The sequence below is a fragment of the Rhodococcus sp. EPR-157 genome (assembly GCF_001647195.1).
Taxonomy (GTDB): Bacteria; Actinomycetota; Actinomycetes; order Mycobacteriales; family Mycobacteriaceae; genus Rhodococcoides.
Map to the genome: position 1 here is coordinate 1 of NZ_LVCV01000255.1, position 3,407 is coordinate 3,407.

Annotated in this window: 7 protein-coding genes; 4 read left to right on the forward strand and 3 right to left on the reverse strand. The window is 65.6% G+C overall.

The window, feature by feature from the left end; genetic code table 11:
* Nucleotides 1-268: 268 nt before the first annotated feature.
* A complete protein-coding gene (locus tag A2J03_RS11575) occupies nucleotides 269-667 on the reverse strand; it encodes a hypothetical protein (protein WP_156520329.1) in 399 nt (132 codons plus the stop codon).
* Between the two features lie 281 nt (nucleotides 668-948).
* Here A2J03_RS11575 and A2J03_RS11580 point away from each other — a divergent pair, with 281 nt between their 5' ends.
* From A2J03_RS11580 to A2J03_RS11595, 4 genes are all read left to right on the forward strand, one after another.
* Nucleotides 949-1,383 carry a hypothetical protein gene (locus tag A2J03_RS11580; RefSeq protein ID WP_068373688.1) on the forward strand — a complete coding sequence of 145 codons (435 nt, stop codon included), beginning with the start codon at nucleotides 949-951 and terminating at the stop codon, nucleotides 1,381-1,383.
* Between the two features lie 123 nt (nucleotides 1,384-1,506).
* On the forward strand, nucleotides 1,507-1,698 hold the full coding sequence (locus A2J03_RS11585; protein ID WP_068373690.1) for a hypothetical protein: 192 nt from the start codon (nucleotides 1,507-1,509) through the stop codon (nucleotides 1,696-1,698).
* A 159-nt stretch (nucleotides 1,699-1,857) separates the two neighbouring features.
* Complete coding sequence (locus A2J03_RS11590; RefSeq protein WP_068373693.1) at nucleotides 1,858-2,436, forward strand: hypothetical protein; 579 nt, start codon at nucleotides 1,858-1,860, stop codon at nucleotides 2,434-2,436.
* Complete coding sequence (locus A2J03_RS11595; RefSeq protein ID WP_068373696.1) at nucleotides 2,433-2,807, forward strand: hypothetical protein; 375 nt, start codon at nucleotides 2,433-2,435, stop codon at nucleotides 2,805-2,807. The genes A2J03_RS11590 and A2J03_RS11595 overlap by 4 nt, the downstream gene beginning before the upstream one ends.
* Nucleotides 2,808-2,885: 78 nt before the next feature.
* Here the strand turns inward: A2J03_RS11595 and A2J03_RS11600 are convergent, their stop codons facing one another.
* The gene (locus A2J03_RS11600) at nucleotides 2,886-3,113 is read right to left on the reverse strand and encodes a hypothetical protein (protein WP_068373699.1); all 228 of its coding nucleotides are present in this window, start codon (nucleotides 3,111-3,113) and stop codon (nucleotides 2,886-2,888) included.
* On the reverse strand, nucleotides 3,110-3,407 hold a 298-nt coding region (locus tag A2J03_RS11605), incomplete at its 5' end, for a CopG family ribbon-helix-helix protein (protein WP_068373702.1). The genes A2J03_RS11605 and A2J03_RS11600, both read right to left, overlap by 4 nt.

Genomic DNA, 3,407 nt, shown 5'->3' on the forward strand with positions numbered 1-3,407 from the left:
GGCCCCGAACGACGTCCACTACACTTACCGGCAGCACGTCAACGCGGCCTGAAATTAACCATCTCCAGTGTCCGAAATCCCCGCGGCAGATCAGTCCCCGCAGTACCGCCGCAGCAGATCGACTGCGTTGTCGTCGGAGTCCGTCGTTAAGGGCGGGGGGAGAGTCACAGTCATAGCGGTCGATGGTCGCAGACAATGATGACGTCGATGTGGGAGTTCGATCTTCTCTCCCTCGCGATGCATGCTCGCCCTCGGAAGTGGGTCCGGTCTACCCACTCAGGGCTTTGACTAGTGCGGGGCGAATTCGATCAAGCGTGTCAGGACCTAACTTGAACACACCGGGCCGCTTCGAGCTTGCTCTGACTGAATGATCGTTGGTGTTGGGGTTGTGATACTTCAGTTCCCAACCGTCACCCGACGTTTTGATCTCAAGCGTCGAGCACGAGTCGTCATGACCGATGGATGGCTCGATATCGATCTTCCAGCGTCGGGTCACCACGCCCTTCGCCTTCAGACCACCGGATTGTGCAAGCGGAACAAACTCTTTGACGGCCGAATTCGTCGACTCCCAAGCTTGCGCTTGCCACTGTCGACGTATGTCCTCACTCGACACAAGAGCGCTAGCGCTTTCGCGCCGGAGCCGATCCGCATCTTCTGCCATTCCCATGTCACTCATTATCAGCCAGTACCGACGAGATAAAGATCATTCGGTTGCAGGACAATTGTCCCCAACAGATGAACACCGCGGCCGACACCTCCGTGCGGTCTCGAGATGATCTAGACTCGGCTAAGTTCGAGCGTCGATGAGGGTCACGTTCGAGCGCGCCCCACCCGTACCGATTCACCCGCACTGCGTTCACCGCACTGCGGGCTGCCCAGCTCTGTGAGCGATCGGTGCCTGTCCGGTGGGGATATCCGCGCACCGAATCTGGAAGGCCCTCACCTCTGATGTCCCTGACTCCCGCACTTGACCGAGAGACCGTCATGGCGCGCGCACGCGATGCTGCGTTGTCTCGCACCAAATTCGTCGAAGCACTCATCGATGCCGCCCAAGCGGCCGCCGCTGCCCACGAGAAAGCCGCCGAGGCGACCCGCACCGCCGCCCGCGCCGACGCCGAGCACGCCGACGCCTACAAAGATGCACTCGACGCCGGGTGGACAGCGGCCGAACTCAAAGACAGCGGACTGATCGCACCGACACCGGTCGGCAAGAAACCATCGAAGACATCTGCCAAGCGGACCACCGGTCGCGGTACGCCGCGCCGCCGAGTCGGTGCCGAGAACACCGCCGGCCCCGACCGACAACACAACGACGACGTCGCCTCGTCGCCTACACCCGACGTGTCGACCGAACCGCAGTCCTCGACTACCCCCGCGCACTGACACCGCTGCCCTCACACCACCCGCGCACCGGCACCGGTCGCGGATCCCCGTGCACCCTCGCACGCTCGACTCATCTTCTCCTCGTGCGGGCGCACCCACATCACTTAAAGGGACAAATTCACCATGAGCCAGCCCGAATTCAACGTCGAAGTAGCCACCCTCGACCGCAACGGCGACCCCGGTTTCGTGCACTACCGCGGAGCGTTCTACACCTCGCGCTCCGCCGGGCAGTTCGCACTCACGCAAGCAGCGGCACTGTCGGACACCCGCGAAGTCGACACCGTCTCCGTCGTCATCGACGCCGTCTCCGACTGAAGCTCTCGCCGTGACGTCGAGTTCATCGGCACCCCCGGCGAGCTCGCCGCCGAACTGAGTGCGCTACCGGCATACAAGAACGGTGTACTGCGCACCGTCATCTCCGCACCGCGAGAGGTCACCACTGCCGTCGCCGCCGTTCTCGACGCGTCGCCGCCGTTGCCCGACAGTGAGGTCGATGCACCCGGGGTGCTCGACGTTCAGGTGTACTCCACCCGCCCTGGCCCGATCCCGAACTCGCGCACCGACGTCGGCGCGTACGCCAGCCACGACGCGCACCGCATCGCAGAATCACTCGCCCGAGATCTCGGCGGCACCATCGAACCGATGCGAAGCGATACCGTCCTGCGCGTGATCCATGAAGCGGAGGTCTCCGATACCGACCGCATCGCCGCCGAGCGGTCCGTTCAGGTGCGGAACTTGCGCGCGAACATTTCCGTCCTCGACCCGGTCGCCGACGCCGAGCACATCACCGCCCTTGCAGCCGACCTCGACGAGCTGCGGGCGCGGTCGACGCCGGCCGCACGCACCGACAACACTGCGGCTGTGTCCGCGTCGGTATCGACGTCGAGCGCGGTCGACGTCGAGGGCGCGCCGACGCGGCCGCGCGGGTTGGTCACTGCCCCGCCCGGACGCTCGTCCGGAGCTGCGCGGGCCACCTCGCCCGCGCTGCACACCGCACCTGCCCCAACACACACAGCGGCGACATCACGGTCGGCCGATCACGGTCTCGGATGACCACCGACCATCAGTTTCCACCGCAGGTACGGGAAGGGCGGCACCGCTTGCCTCGGCCTCCGCAGCGGTCCGCCGCGATCGGCATGGAGGGCATCGCACTAGAGGGCGTCGGTAAGCCTGCGTTCCGGCTCGACGGCGGCGACCTCGGCGCGGTCCTGGCGTTCGATGCGGTGCTGTGGAACGAACCGATGACCGGCGTACTACGCGAAATCCACCTCACGCCCGGGCGCGTGCGGGTGGTCGTTCTCCAGACCGAACAGCAGAAAGGTCTCTACCCGCGATACACCGCGAGCGGTGACCCCGATGCGCCGTATCTGGCCGATTACGACATCGACTTCGGCGACGAGGTCTGGGTCAGCGATCACCACTGACACCGCTCGCAACCGACGAGAAAGGCACCCATACAGCCAATGTGGGTGCCTTTTCCGTACGGGCCGGTTAACGCGCGGTCAGCGCTGCGGGCGCGGCGCGGTGTCGGGCGCGTTGAAGATGTCGACCGCCTGTGCCCATACGGTCAGAGTGCGGCGTTCGGCGACGGTCATCTCGACGGCGTGAAGGTAGTCCCACTCCTGCAGCGCATCGAGGTCATATGCGTCGGCTCCGACGTGTCCGCACCACCGCAGGTACGCCCCGATCGGCGATTCCACCTCGGCGCAGACACCGCCTGCAGCGCTCACACGTTCGCGCTGTGCGCGTCGGCGTACTCGGCGACTGCATCGCGCAGTACTGCCGATCGGCTGCGGCCTTGCTGCGCGGCGATGGCGTCGATACGTGCATCGAGCGGCTTGGGTAGCCGGACCTGCCGCACCGGGGATTCGCTGCCGGGTTCGGCGTCGGGGTCCAGCGACGGACGCCCTCCGACACGGTCGAGCAGCGCCCGACCGTGTGCGGCGGCCTCGCGGCCCCGCTTCGCCGTCGTCGATTTGGTCGGCAGCGTCATCTCGTTCTCAGCCCAGTCGGACAGAGCGTCG

What these genes read in the sequence shown, in the direction of transcription:
- A2J03_RS11575 (WP_156520329.1), bottom strand. Translation starts at nt 667, where the DNA reads ATGGGAATGGCAGAAGATGCGGATCGGCTCCGGCGCGAAAGCGCTAGC.
- A2J03_RS11580 (WP_068373688.1), top strand. Translation starts at nt 949, where the DNA reads ATGTCCCTGACTCCCGCACTTGACCGAGAGACCGTCATGGCGCGCGCA.
- A2J03_RS11585 (WP_068373690.1), top strand. Translation starts at nt 1,507, where the DNA reads ATGAGCCAGCCCGAATTCAACGTCGAAGTAGCCACCCTCGACCGCAAC.
- A2J03_RS11595 (WP_068373696.1), top strand. Translation starts at nt 2,433, where the DNA reads ATGACCACCGACCATCAGTTTCCACCGCAGGTACGGGAAGGGCGGCAC.